Raw genomic sequence first — 11830 nt, forward strand, 5'->3', positions numbered from 1 at the left:
CCCCAAGCTGGAAGACGCGATGTTCAACTATACCCTGCGGCGCCTGCTGTTCGCCATTCCGACCCTGCTGGTGATCAGCTTCATCCTGTTTGCGCTGCTCGATCTGGCGCCGTCGGATCCGACCTCGGACCTGCCGCTGTCGATCCCCCCCGAGGTCCGCGAGAAGATCCGCGCCTCGCTGGGCATGAACGACCCGTTCCTGATGCGCTACCTGCACTGGCTGGTGCAGTTCTTCGTCAACGAGCCTCTGAACCTGCTGGAACAGATGACCGGCTGGCAGATCGGCGACAGCACGGACCGCCTGCGCGTGCTGTCCTGGAGCACCCGAAGCCCGGTCGTCGACCTGATCGCGCAGCGCCTGCCGCAGACGCTGTGGGTGGTCGGGCTGTCCTATCTGGTCTCGATCCTGCTGGCGATCCCCATCGGGGTCCTCTCGGCCTACCGGCAATATTCGGTCTTCGACCAGATCGGCACCTTCCTGGCGATGGTCGGCTTCTCGGTGCCGTCGTTCTTTTCGGGGGTGGTGCTGATCGTGGTGTTCTCGTCCTGGCTGCACTGGTTCCCCTCGGTCTACGACACCACGCTGCGGGTCACCGACTGGTCCAGCTTCCTGGCGCAGGTGCATCAGATGGTGCTGCCGGTGGCGGTGATCTCGCTGGTGAACCTCAGCCAGATCAGCCGGTTCGTGCGGGCCTCGGTGCTGGACAACCTGTCGCAGGACTATGTGCGCACCGCCCGCGCCAAGGGGGTCCGGGAACGGGTCGTGCTGCTCCGCCATGTGCTGCGCAACTCGATGATCCCGGTGGTCACGGTGATCGCGCTTGGCGTGCCGTCGATCTTCTCGGGCGCCATCATCACCGAACAGATCTTTCGGGTGAACGGCCTGGGCCAGCTGCTGATCACCGCCGTCCAGGGCGGAGACCTGCCCCTGGTGCAATCGCTGACCTTCATCTTCGCCTTCCTGATCGTGCTCTTCAACCTGGTCGCGGATGTCCTTTATGGCCTGCTCGACCCGAGGATCCGCTATGACTGACGCGACCTTTTCCCCCGAAACGCCCGCCAGCCGCGGCTATGCCGCCGAAATCTGGCGCCGCTTCGCCCGCCACAAGGGCGGGGTCGCCGGGCTGGCCGCCTTCACCGTGATCGTGCTGGGCACCCTGGCGGGCCCCGCGCTCTACGGGATCGACCCGGGGGCGCTGAACATCCTGGACAAGAACCAGGGCCCGAGCATGGCGCATTGGATGGGCACCGACAACCTGGGCCACGACCTGTTCGCCCAGGTTCTGGCCGGTGGACGGGTGTCGCTGGCGGTGGGGGTGACGGCGATGCTGCTGTCGCTGCTGCTGGGCACGGTCGTGGGCCTGCTGGCGGGCTATTTCCGCCGCCTCGACGGGGTGCTGATGCGGCTGACCGACCTGTTTCTGGCACTGCCGGTGCTGCCGCTGCTGCTGGTCATCCTGATGCTGTTCCGCGATACCCTGCGGTCCCTTCTGGGCCCCGAAGGCGGCATCTTCGTGCTGATCGTCTTCGTCATCGGCATCACTTCGTGGATGCACACGGCGCGGATCGTGCGCGGCGACGTGCTGGCGCTGAAACAGCGCGAGTTCATCCTGTCGGCCAAGAGCGGCGGCGTGCGCGAACGCAACATCGTGCTGCATCACCTGCTGCCCAATGTCGTCAGCTCGATCCTGGTGTCGGCGACGATGGGCATCGCCACCGCGATCATCACCGAAAGCGCGCTGTCGTTCCTGGGGCTGGGCTTTCCCTCGGACTTTCCGACCTGGGGCCGGCTGCTTTATGATGGGGTGAACTTCATGCTGATCACCCCGGCGCGGGTGATCTGGCCGGGGCTGGCGATCTCTCTGACGGTGCTGTCGGTCAACTACATCGGCGATGCGCTGCGCGATGCGCTGGACCCGCGCAGTGCCCAGGGCTGAGGCGGCGCAGATGCAGATCCGACACCTTCCCCCCGGGCCCGCCAAAGCCGCCCTGGCCTGGGTCGAACGGCCGGGGCAGAGGATGCCGCTGGTCCTGCTGCACGGGCTGGGCGGCAGCGCGATCGAAGGTTTTGCCCCGGTCGTGCGCCATCCGGCGCTGGCCGCGCGCCCGGTGATCCTGATCGACATGCCGGGGTTCGGCCGGGCCGCCCCGGTGGCGGATTTCGACGGCACCACCGGGGCGCAGGCCCGACTGGCCGCAGATCTGCTCGGGCAGATCCTGCCCGGGCAACCCTTTGTGCTGTTCGGCCATTCCATGGGCGGCGCGGTCGCGATCGAACTGGCCGAGGCCGCCCCCGCCTGCCGCGGGCTGATCCTGGCCGAGGCCAACATGCGCGGTGGCGGCGGGCTGATCAGCGCCCGCATCGCCGCCCGGCCCGCCGCCGCCTACGATGCCGCAGCCCATGCCGAGATCGCCGCAACCCTGGAGGCCCGCGGCCACGACATGCGGATCTGGCGCCGGGCCGATCCCGCCACGCTGCATGCCGCGGCCTCGGCGCTGGCGCGGGGCGTGCAGCCGCCCTGGCATGCGCGCCTGGCCGCGCTCGGCCTGCCCCGGGCGATCCTGCTGTCCGCGCAGCACCAGGACCATCCCGATGCCGGCCTGTTCGCCCGCCTCGGCCTGCCGGTGCGGATCGTCGCGGCTTCGGGCCATGACATGCATGCCGACAACCCCGACGGCCTGGCCCTTGCCATCGCCGCAGCCCTTTCCGATCTTCCTGCCGAAAGCCCCGCCCCATGAGCCACGCCGAACCTACCCCCAGCCCGGTCCTGCAGGTCCGGGACCTGCGCACCGCCTTCCGCACCCAGACCGGCTGGCGCGAGGTGGTCAAGGGCCTGTCCTTCGATCTTTATCCCGGGCAGACCCTGGCGATCGTCGGCGAATCCGGCTCGGGCAAAAGCGTGACCTCGCTGTCGGTCATGCAGCTTCTGCCCGGCCGCAGCAGCCGCATCGGCGGCTCGGTCAAGCTGAACGGCCAGGAATTACTGGGCCTCGACCCCGAGGCCATGCGCCAGCTGCGCGGCACCGAGATCGCGATGATCTTCCAGGAGCCGATGACCAGCCTGAACCCGATCTTCCCGGTCGGTCGCCAGATTGCAGAGGCCCTGACCTGCCATGCCGCCATGCCCGCCGCCCAGGCCCGCGCCCGCGCGCTGGAGCTGATGCAGCGCGTCCGCATCCCCAATGCCGAACACCGCTTTGACGACTACCCGCACCAGTTCTCGGGGGGGATGCGGCAGCGGGTGATGATCGCCATGGCGCTGGCCGCCCGGCCGAAGGTGCTGATCGCCGACGAACCGACCACCGCGCTTGATGTCACCATCCAGGGCGAGATTCTGGACCTGATCAAGGAGCTGCAGGCGGAAACCGGCATGGCGGTGCTGTTCATCACCCATGACATGGGCGTGGTGGCCGAGATCGCCCACCGCACCCTGGTGATGTACCACGGCGAGGTCGTCGAGGCGGGCGAGACCGCGCAGGTCTTCGCCGCCGGACGCCATCCCTATACCCGGGCTCTGCTGGCTGCGGTGCCCCGGCTGGGCGCGATGGAGGGCACCGAAACCCCGGCGCGCTTTCCGGTGGTCAACCCGCAGACCGGCCAGCCGCTGCCCGAACGCGCGGTCGGCAACACAGTGCAGCCAGGCCGCCCGGTGATCGAGGTCCGCGGCCTGGCGACCCGCTTCCCCGTACGCTCCGGGCTGCTTGGCCGTCAGAGCGGCGCGGTCCATGCCGTCGAGGGGGTCTCGTTCGATCTGCAGCAGGGCGAAACCCTCAGCCTGGTGGGGGAATCGGGCTGTGGCAAGTCGACCACCGGACGCTCTCTGACCCGGCTGGTGGAACCCGACGCCGGAGAGATCGTGGCCGACGGCTTTGACGTGCGCCGGCTGAACCCGCAGGACCTGCGGCGGATGCGGGCCAGCGTGCAGATGGTGTTCCAGGATCCTTTCGCGGCGCTGAACCCACGGATGAGCATCGGTGCGGCGCTGTGCGAATACTACCTTGAACACGGCCGCGGCAGCCGCGCCGAAGCGCGCGAGAAGGCCGCCGGGCTGCTGGACCGGGTGGGCCTGTCGCCGGCCATGATGGCCCGCTATCCGCATGAATTCTCGGGCGGGCAGCGGCAGCGGATCTGCATTGCCCGCAGCCTGATGCTGGACCCCAAGGTGATCATCGCCGACGAGGCAGTTTCGGCGCTGGATGTCTCGATCAAGGCGCAGGTCTGCAACCTGCTGCTGGACCTGCAGGACAGCCTCGGGCTGGCCTATCTGTTCATCAGCCACGACATGGCGGTGGTCGAACGGATGTCGCACCGCGTCGCCGTCATGTATCTGGGCGAGATCGTCGAGATCGGCCCAAGGGCGCAGATCTTCGGCAACCCGCGCCATCCCTACACGCAGCGCCTTATCGCTGCGGTACCGGTGCCCGATCCCGCCCGCCGCGGCCTGCGCCGCCCGACCCGCAACGACGAGCTGCGCAGCCCGGTGCGCCCGCGGGGCTATGTGCCGCCGCAACGCCGCTGGCACGAGGTTGCACCCGGCCATCTGGTGCGGGAGGATGCATGAGGCACCCCCCCTCGGGCAGACCGCCCGCCAACCGGAGCGAGACGACAATGGCAGGAGCTTTCGCATGAGCATCGTTCGCGTGGCCGACCTGCGCGCGCAGGTCTACGAAACCCTGCGCCGCCGCATCGCCGACGGCGCCTACCCCCATGACCACCACTTCCGCGAGGCCCAGCTGGCCGAGGAACTGGGCGTGTCGCGCACCCCGGTGCGTGAAGCGATGACCATGCTGGTGCATGACGGGCTGGTGGTACCGGTCCGGCGCGGCTTCGTCTTCCCCCGCTACACCCGCGAGGAAGTCCGGGCGATGACCCAGGTCCGCCACCGGCTGGAACCCTTCGCCATGCGCATGCTGGTCGAAGGCAACACCCCCGGGGCGCTGGCCGATCTGGCAGGTTTCATCGAGGCCCAGGTTGCCCGTCACGGCCATGACGACAGCTATGTCGCGGCCCATGTGCGCATCCGCGAAAGGACCCTTGGGATGGTCGGCAACCTGGTGCTGGTGAACACCATCCGCCAGTTCGACGACTTCGTGCAATCGGTTCGCGCCGCGACGCTGCGGGTGCCGCAATGGCGGGAAGCCTCGGCGCAGGGCAACCTGCGCAAGGCCGCGCTCTTTGCCGGGGGCGATGCCGATGCGGTCGAGGCCTACATGCACCGCCTGCTCGACAGTTCGGCCGAGGCCTACATGGCCTTTCTGGAAACCACCCCCGACCCCGAGGCCGAAGAGCGCGTGCCGATGCGTCTGCTGACCCCGCTGCAGGACGGCCCCTGAGGCCTGGGGCCGCGTTCCCGCGCCCCTGACCCCGGCGTCGCCTGACCGCGGCGCACCGCCCTGATCCGCGCCCCCCCGGGCGCCCCTTTCCCGCGGCCTCGCCGCCCCTTCGCACGCCCCGACGCCGCGGTCCCGCCGCCGGCGACCGGGACAGACATGACTGGATGCAAGATGAAGAACACCCTGGAGCTTGACGATATCCTGGCCCGGCTGGCCCCGATCTACGAGGCGCTGAGCGATCGCGTCTGGGAAACCCCCGAAACCTGCTACGCCGAGACGCGCTCGGCCGCGAGCCATGCCGAACAGCTGCGCGCGGCGGGCTTTCGGGTGCAGACCGGGCTGGCCGACATCCCGACCGCCCTGCTGGGCGAGGCGGGCGAGGGCGGTCCGGTGATCGCCTTCCTGGGCGAATTCGACGCCCTTCCGGGGCTCAGCCAGACCGCCGGCAGCCCGACCCATGCCCCGCTGCAGCAGGGCGGCGCGGGCCATGGCTGCGGCCACAACCTGCTGGGGGCGGCCGCGATGCTGGCGGCAGCCACGCTGAAGCAATGGCTGGAGGAACAGAAGCTGCCCGGCCGCGTGCGCTACTACGGCTGCCCGGCCGAAGAGGGCGGCGGTGCCAAGGCCTTCATGGTGCGCGACGGGCTGTTCGACGATGTCGATATCGCGATCTCCTGGCACCCCGAGAACTTCTGCGAGGTGATGGACGCCAATTCGCTGGCCAACACCCGCGTCGACTACATCTTCCACGGCCGGTCCTCGCATGCGGCGGTGGCCCCGCATCTGGGGCGTTCGGCGCTGGATGCGATGGAGCTGACCAGCGTCGGCGCCAACTACCTGCGCGAGCATGTGACCCCCGACTGCCGCATCCACTATGCCATCATCGAGACCGGCGGCATCGCCCCCAACGTCGTGCAGGACCACACCCGCGTGCGCTATTCGCTGCGGGCCTCGGACGTGGCGACGATGCGCGATCTCTATGAGCGGATGGCCCAGGTGGCCCGGGGCGCGGCGACGATGACCGGCACCTCGGTTGAAATCCACCCGATCAGCGCCGTGTCGAACCTGCTGCCGAACCGCACCCTGGAGGCGGTGATGTGGGACGAGCTGGAGGCCCTGGGCCCGCCCGGTTTCGACGACGCCGACCGCGACTTTGCCCGCGCCATGCAGGCCAGCATCACCCGCCAGGACATCGAATACACCTATCGCCGCTACGGCCTGCCCGTCGATTACGACCGGCCGCTGTGCGATTTCGTGGTGCCGCGCAATGCGCCGCGCCTGCCGATGTCGGGCTCGACGGATCTGGGCGATGTGTCCTGGGTGGTGCCCTTGGTGCAGTACTATGGCGCGACCTGTGCCATCGGCACGCCGTTCCACAGCTGGCAGCTGGTGGCGCAGGGCCAGTCGGCGATGGCGCACAAGGGCATGGTCCATGCCGGGCTGGTGATGGCCCGCACCGGCCTGCGCGCCCTGCAATCCCCCGAGATCATCGCCCGCGCCCGCGCCGAGCTGCAAGAGCGCGTCGGCCCGGCGGGCTATGCCACGCCGCTGCCCGAGGGCACCTGCCCGCCGATCCGGGAAATGGCAGGCTGAGACGAGGAGAGCGACATGCAGAACGACAGACTGCCCCGCGCCGCGCTTCAGGCCGCCATCGAGGCCCGCTCCGGCGCCTTCACCGCCCTGGCGGACCGCATCTTTGACACCCCGGAGCTGCGCTTCGAGGAAGTCCGCTCGGTCGCGGCACAGATCGAGGCGATGCAGGCCGAGGGTTTTCGCATCACCCGCGACATCGCCGGCCTGCCGACCGCCTTTCTGGCCGAGGATGGCACCGAGGGGCCCTGCATCGCCTTTCTGGGCGAATATGACGCGCTCTCGGGGCTGGCGCAGACACCCGGCGCCCTGGCGCCGCACAGCGACACCCCCGGCGCCCCCGGCCATGGCTGCGGCCACAACCTGCTGGGCGCGGCCTCGGCACTGGCGGCGGTGGGGCTGCGCGACGCGCTGCGCGACGCCGGCATCCCGGCCCGCATCCGCTACTATGGCTGTCCCGCCGAAGAGGGGGGATCGGGCAAGACCTACATGGTGCGCGCCGGTGCCTTCGAGGGTGTCGAGGCGGCGCTGACCTGGCACCCCTGCGTCTACAACTTTGTCCAGTCGGCCGGCACCCTGGCCAATATCCAGGCCTATGTCCGCTTCCATGGCCGCCCCGCCCATGCCGCCATGTCGCCGCAGGTCGGGCGCTCGGCGCTGGATGCGCTGGAGCTGATGAACATCGGCATCAACTTCCTGCGCGAGCACATGCCCGCCCAGGCGCGGGTGCATTATGCCATCACCGACAGCGGCGGGATCTCTCCCAATGTGGTGCAGGGCCGGGCCGAGGGGCTGTACCTGATCCGGGCCCCGCGCACGGAGGAGGTCGAGGCGCTTTACGCCCGGGTGCTGCGCATCGCCGAAGGCGCCGCGCTGATGACCGATACCACGATCGAGGTCACGCTGGATCGCATGACGGCGGAAATGCTGCCGAACCGGGTGCTGGAGGAAACCATGCAGCGCCAGTTCGAGGAGATCGGCCCGCCGCCCTTCGATGCCGCCGACCAGGCCTTTGGCCGCGCCCTGCAGGAGGCCGCCCTGACCGCCGAAGACCGCGCCGCCTGCGCCGAGGCCTATGGTGGCCCGGCCGATCACCCGCAGCCCTTCCACGACGCGGTGCTGCCGCTGGTGCCGGCGCCGGGGCTGCTGATGGGCTCGACCGATGTGGCGGATGTGTCCTGGGTGGTGCCGACCGCCCAGTGCCTGACCGCGACCCATGCCATCGGCACGCCGTTCCACGCCTGGCAGACAGTGACCCAGGGCAAGCTGCCTTCGGCGCACAAGGCCATGGTCACCGCCGCCCAGGTGATGGCGGCCACCGCGCTGGAACTGGTGCAGGACGAGGCGCTGCGCGCCCGCGCCCGGGCCGAGCTGACCACCCGGCTGGCGGGGCGCGACTACTTTGCCCGGGCCACCGGATCGGACGGGCTGGTCCCGCCGCGCGGAGCCATGCGCAACCACTGACAGGGCACCTTTCGCCCCCGTCCCGCCCAGGCGGGGGCGACATGGGATTTTCTGTCGCAACATCGCCCTGCGCCGCCATTTTGTGACCGCAATCCCTTCAGAACGCGCACAAATGCCGCAGGCGACCTTTAGGATGCCGCAATTCTGACCGGCCCTGAGGGAGCATACCATGACCAAGCCTGAAATCCAGTACGATGACTTTGCCCGGATCGAGATGCGGGTCGGCCGGATCGTCTCGGTTTTGCCCTTCCCACGCGCCCGCAACCCCTCCTACAAGGTCGAGGTCGATTTTGGCGAACTGGGCCGCCGCTGGTCCAGCGCCCAGATCACCAACTATGCCGAAGCGGCGCTGATCGACCGGATGGTGGTCTGCGTCGTCAACATGCCTCCGCGCAATATCGCAGGCTTCAAATCCGAGATCCTGATCATGGGCGCCCCCGATGCCGAAGGCCGCACCATGCTGCTGCACCCTGACGCCGGAGCCCTGGTGGGATCGGAAATCTTCTGATGGGTCCGGCGCGGGCCACCGGACTGGGAGGCCTGGCGATCCTGTCCTGGGGCGGGCTGGGGGCGCTCGGGGCCTCGGCGGCGCATCTGCCGCCCTATCTGGTGCTGGGGCTGTGCTTTGGCATTGCAGCCCTGCTGGGGGCGGGGCTGACCCTGGCCCGCGGCCAGCGTCCGGCGGTACCGCGCGCGCCCGGCATCCTGACCGCCGCCGCATTGCTGAGCCTGTATCACCTGAGCTACCTTGAAGCCTTCCACCACGCCGCCCCGATCCCGGTGTCGCTGATCAACGCGCTGTGGCCCGCCTGCCTGATCGTGATCGGCAACCTGTTCTTCGGCCTGCAGGCCGGCTGGAGCGGTACCCTGGGCGCCGCCTGCGGCTTTCTGGGCGTGGCGTTTGTGGTCGGCAGCGGCGCCGGAATGCCTGCACGGGCCGACATCCTGGGCTATGCGCTGGCCTTCCTGGGGGCGCTGCTGTGGGCCAGCTATTCCAACCTGCGGCGCGGGGCGCAGGACCAGGGCATCGCTGCCATGACGACGATCTGCGCCCTGTCCTCGGGCGTCTGCCTGACGCTGGCCCTGGCCACGGGGGAACCCCTGTCCGGGCTCCGGGGCCCGGACCTGCTGGCCATCGTGCTGCTGGGCCTGGGCCCGGCGGGAGGCGCCTTCTTCCTTTGGGATATCGGCATGCGTCAGGGTCATGCCGCGCTGCTGGGGATCCTGGGCTATGCGGTGCCGGTGCTCTCGACCCTGCTGATGCTGGCAATGGGACTGGGGCAGCCCGGCTGGCAGCTGGCGGTGGCGGTCGTCCTGATCACCCTGGGCGGCGGCATCGTGCAGGCCGGACCACGGCTGATCCGGCGCCTGCGCCCCGTCAGGCGGCCCGGCTGATCACACCATGCCACGTCCCAAGGCCCGCAGACCGCTGCGGGCCTTTTCAAATTCCCCCACAAAACCAGAGAGCATGGAAATAGAGGTAGCAATTTCAGAAATTTTCAAATACGAATTCTAATTCATATCTTGGCACGGAGGGGAGAGCGTGCGTTACAAGAAACTCGACATGAACCTGCTGGCGGCGCTGGATGTGCTGCTGCGGACGCGCAATGTCTCGATGGCGGCGGACGAGATGTTCATCACCCAATCCGCCATGAGCAACGCCCTGGGACGGCTGCGCAGCTATTTCTCTGACCCGCTGCTGATCCAGGTCGGTCGCCAGATGGAGCTGTCGCCGCTGGCCAACCGGCTGCGCGATCCCCTGCGCGATATCATTGCGCAGATCGACGGAGCGATCATTTCTTGCCCTGCCTTCGACCCATCCCGCAGCCAGCGCGATTTCAGCGTCGTGCTGTCGGATTATTCGCTGGCCGTGCTGGGGGAACGCCTGACCCGCCGTCTGGCGCAAGAGGCGCCGGGGGTGCGGCTGCATTTCCGCCCACAGATGGCCACACCCGAACGGCTGATGGAACGCGGAGAGATCGACCTGCTGATCATGCCCGACTCGATCGCCATGGACAGCCATAACAGCGCGCCGCTGTTCGAGGACCAGCTGGTGATCCTGGCGCCGCGCGATTTTCCCGGGCCCGACCAGCTGCAGGCCGAGCGCTTTGGCCGCGCCCATATGGTGGTGATGGAGCCCTTCTTCGGCCAGGAAAGCTTTGCCATCATCGCGATGCGCCAGGCCGGGCTGGAGCCCCGAACGGCGATCACCACCTTCGCCTTCAATTCGATCGCGGATCTGCTGCAGGCGCCCAACCACCTGGCATTGCTGCAGGAACGGCTGGCCCGGCGGGTGGCGCAGAGCGGCCGGTTTCGGATGCTGACGCCGCCGGTGCCCCTGCCGCCGCTGCGCCAGACAATGCGCTGGCACCGACACCGCGCGGGCGATCCGGGGCTGGCCTGGCTGCGCGAGCTGTTCGCCCGCTGCGCCCGCGAGGCCGCCTAGAGCATCAGCCCATAGCCGACCCGGCCGGGTTTCGGATCGGCGACCAGCGGGGCATAGCCCCGGCCGGCCAGCTGCAGGACCCGCAGCAGAAGCGACCGCAGGCCAAAGGCGGGGGCGCGGTGGTGGGGAAGGGCGGGAAAAACGGTCTTCATCGTGACACCTGTCATGCTGTTACCCTCCCCAAAGGCAGGGATAGGCGCAGCGGTGGCCCGAAGCAAATACAAATTTAGAATACTAGTTCTGTTATTTTTGCATGCCATGCGCCCCGAGATAGGCCAGCAGCATGCGGTTGGTCTCGGCCTTGGTCCAGGCCCAGTCGAGATGGCTGATCTCGCCGCGGCTGGAGCCCAGCCCCAGCACGTTGCCATAGGTCGAATAAGAGGACACCAGGCAGTAGCGGAACACCTTCTCGGGGGCATCGGTCGTCAACTGATCGGCGCGCGTCATCAGCAGGCCAACGATGGCATCGACGAACCGCCAGTAAGAGGTGCTGCCCGCCTCCGAGATCACCGGATCGCTGATCGCACGCAGCATGAAGGCGCGCAACAGGGGGGCATTGGCGCGCAGCACCTCGGCGATGGCATCGAAAAGCTGCGGCACCATCTGCTGCAGCGCCAGCCCGGCCCATTTCGGGTCGGCGATCAGGGCGGCGTGGGTCTCGTCCATCTCCTGCAGCAGGGTGTGGTGGACGAAATGCACCAGCTCGTCCTTGCCGGTGAAGCGCCCGTAGATCGACCCGATCGAGACGCCCGAGGTACTGGAAACCTGCTGAAGGGTAAAGCCGTCATAGCCATGTTCGGCCATCAGCGCCCGGGCGGCGGCGACGACCTTGGCCTGGCTCAGGCGGCTGCGGCGCTGCTTTGGCTCGTTCTTCAGTCCTGCGGTCGTCTCTGCCATGGCGCCCTTCCTGCTGTCCTGCTGCCCCCGGGGGGGCACATATCCGAACAGCCATTTTAATCCGGTTCGGCAGGTATGGAAAGACCAGGACCCGCGTGC

At 68.6% G+C, this 11830-nt stretch carries 12 protein-coding genes; 10 read left to right on the plus strand and 2 right to left on the minus strand.

Features of this window, described 5'->3' with window-relative positions; all coding sequences use genetic code 11:
• Positions 1-19: 19 nt before the first annotated feature.
• From AC2ITM_RS24305 to AC2ITM_RS24350, 10 genes are all read left to right on the plus strand, one after another.
• Positions 20-1033 carry an ABC transporter permease gene (locus tag AC2ITM_RS24305; protein WP_486470940.1) on the plus strand — a complete coding sequence of 338 codons (1014 nt, stop codon included), beginning with the start codon at positions 20-22 and terminating at the stop codon, positions 1031-1033.
• Positions 1026-1937, plus strand: coding sequence for an ABC transporter permease (locus AC2ITM_RS24310; protein ID WP_486470941.1), 912 nt, complete (start codon positions 1026-1028; stop codon positions 1935-1937). Before AC2ITM_RS24305 ends, AC2ITM_RS24310 begins: the two co-directional genes overlap by 8 nt.
• A gap of 10 nt (positions 1938-1947) precedes the next feature.
• Positions 1948-2739 carry an alpha/beta fold hydrolase gene (locus tag AC2ITM_RS24315; protein WP_486470942.1) on the plus strand — a complete coding sequence of 264 codons (792 nt, stop codon included), beginning with the start codon at positions 1948-1950 and terminating at the stop codon, positions 2737-2739.
• The gene (locus tag AC2ITM_RS24320) at positions 2736-4562 is read left to right on the plus strand and encodes an ABC transporter ATP-binding protein (RefSeq protein ID WP_486470943.1); all 1827 of its coding nucleotides are present in this window, start codon (positions 2736-2738) and stop codon (positions 4560-4562) included. The genes AC2ITM_RS24315 and AC2ITM_RS24320 overlap by 4 nt, the downstream gene beginning before the upstream one ends.
• 64 nt (positions 4563-4626) lie before the next feature.
• A complete protein-coding gene (locus AC2ITM_RS24325; RefSeq protein WP_486470944.1) occupies positions 4627-5334 on the plus strand; it encodes a GntR family transcriptional regulator in 708 nt (235 codons plus the stop codon).
• A gap of 171 nt (positions 5335-5505) precedes the next feature.
• The gene (locus AC2ITM_RS24330) at positions 5506-6927 is read left to right on the plus strand and encodes a M20 family metallopeptidase (RefSeq protein ID WP_486470945.1); all 1422 of its coding nucleotides are present in this window, start codon (positions 5506-5508) and stop codon (positions 6925-6927) included.
• 15 nt (positions 6928-6942) lie between these two features.
• Positions 6943-8388 carry an amidohydrolase gene (locus tag AC2ITM_RS24335; RefSeq protein WP_486470946.1) on the plus strand — a complete coding sequence of 482 codons (1446 nt, stop codon included), beginning with the start codon at positions 6943-6945 and terminating at the stop codon, positions 8386-8388.
• 169 nt (positions 8389-8557) lie between these two features.
• A complete protein-coding gene (locus tag AC2ITM_RS24340) occupies positions 8558-8896 on the plus strand; it encodes a tRNA-binding protein (protein ID WP_486470947.1) in 339 nt (112 codons plus the stop codon).
• Positions 8896-9783: a DMT family transporter gene (locus tag AC2ITM_RS24345; RefSeq protein WP_486470948.1), complete on the plus strand. Its 888-nt coding sequence runs from the start codon at positions 8896-8898 to the stop codon at positions 9781-9783. The genes AC2ITM_RS24340 and AC2ITM_RS24345 overlap by 1 nt, the downstream gene beginning before the upstream one ends.
• A 148-nt stretch (positions 9784-9931) precedes the next feature.
• Positions 9932-10834, plus strand: a complete 903-nt coding sequence (locus AC2ITM_RS24350) for a LysR substrate-binding domain-containing protein (protein WP_486470949.1) — start codon at positions 9932-9934, stop codon at positions 10832-10834.
• On the opposite strand, the gene AC2ITM_RS24355 is transcribed toward AC2ITM_RS24350, so the two are convergent.
• Positions 10831-11001, minus strand: a complete 171-nt coding sequence (locus tag AC2ITM_RS24355; RefSeq protein ID WP_486470950.1) for a hypothetical protein — start codon at positions 10999-11001, stop codon at positions 10831-10833. The genes AC2ITM_RS24350 and AC2ITM_RS24355 overlap by 4 nt on opposite strands.
• Before the next feature lie 76 nt (positions 11002-11077).
• Complete coding sequence (locus AC2ITM_RS24360) at positions 11078-11731, minus strand: TetR/AcrR family transcriptional regulator (protein WP_486470951.1); 654 nt, start codon at positions 11729-11731, stop codon at positions 11078-11080.
• Between the last annotated feature and the right edge of the window lie 99 nt (positions 11732-11830).

The sequence above is a fragment of the Pseudooceanicola sp. NS-SX9 genome (assembly GCF_057380705.1).

Excerpts from the sequence above, each read along its gene's own strand:
- AC2ITM_RS24305 (WP_486470940.1), top strand. The coding sequence starts at position 20 with ATGTTCAACTATACCCTGCGGCGCCTGCTGTTCGCCATTCCGACCCTG.
- AC2ITM_RS24310 (WP_486470941.1), top strand. The coding sequence starts at position 1,026 with ATGACTGACGCGACCTTTTCCCCCGAAACGCCCGCCAGCCGCGGCTAT.
- AC2ITM_RS24315 (WP_486470942.1), top strand. The coding sequence starts at position 1,948 with ATGCAGATCCGACACCTTCCCCCCGGGCCCGCCAAAGCCGCCCTGGCC.
- AC2ITM_RS24320 (WP_486470943.1), top strand. The coding sequence starts at position 2,736 with ATGAGCCACGCCGAACCTACCCCCAGCCCGGTCCTGCAGGTCCGGGAC.
- AC2ITM_RS24325 (WP_486470944.1), top strand. The coding sequence starts at position 4,627 with ATGAGCATCGTTCGCGTGGCCGACCTGCGCGCGCAGGTCTACGAAACC.
- AC2ITM_RS24330 (WP_486470945.1), top strand. The coding sequence starts at position 5,506 with ATGAAGAACACCCTGGAGCTTGACGATATCCTGGCCCGGCTGGCCCCG.
- AC2ITM_RS24335 (WP_486470946.1), top strand. The coding sequence starts at position 6,943 with ATGCAGAACGACAGACTGCCCCGCGCCGCGCTTCAGGCCGCCATCGAG.
- AC2ITM_RS24340 (WP_486470947.1), top strand. The coding sequence starts at position 8,558 with ATGACCAAGCCTGAAATCCAGTACGATGACTTTGCCCGGATCGAGATG.
- AC2ITM_RS24345 (WP_486470948.1), top strand. The coding sequence starts at position 8,896 with ATGGGTCCGGCGCGGGCCACCGGACTGGGAGGCCTGGCGATCCTGTCC.
- AC2ITM_RS24355 (WP_486470950.1), bottom strand. The coding sequence starts at position 11,001 with ATGACAGGTGTCACGATGAAGACCGTTTTTCCCGCCCTTCCCCACCAC.
- AC2ITM_RS24360 (WP_486470951.1), bottom strand. The coding sequence starts at position 11,731 with ATGGCAGAGACGACCGCAGGACTGAAGAACGAGCCAAAGCAGCGCCGC.